Annotated in this window: 1 protein-coding gene; it reads right to left on the bottom strand. The window is 46.8% G+C overall.

Features of this window, described 5'->3' with window-relative positions:
- Nucleotides 1-94: 94 nt before the first annotated feature.
- Nucleotides 95-361 (bottom strand): holin (locus R0J87_RS18920; protein WP_498888152.1); only part of this gene is annotated, 267 nt, incomplete at its 5' end.

Consider the following 361-nt stretch of genomic DNA (forward strand, 5'->3'; position numbering starts at 1 on the left):
CCATCTGCTTCTAAATCAGTCCGGACGCCCTTGCCTCCGGTTTTTTCCCATGTATCGTGGTCATGGCCAGCAAATATGACGATTTTCGGCATTATTACTCACCCTCTTTCTTGAGGGTTTCGCGCTGCTTCACAACTTCAAAGAGACCGACGCTGGCAAGACCGGCAAGTCCCCCTGCCCAAAGACGGTTTACGTAATCAAGATCTGTGAATGGTTCTGCCGCGAAGCCGATAATTAAACCGACGATCAGCGCCAGCACAGAAACGAAGTTCACTGGAATATTGGTTGCTTTTTTAATTACTTCTACCAAGGCTGTAATAATAGGGACGAGAATCGATGCGAAAAATAATACTGCTGTCAT

The sequence above is a fragment of the Halomonas sp. SIMBA_159 genome (assembly GCF_046536035.1).
GTDB lineage: Bacteria > Pseudomonadota > Gammaproteobacteria > Pseudomonadales > Halomonadaceae > Vreelandella > Vreelandella venusta_A.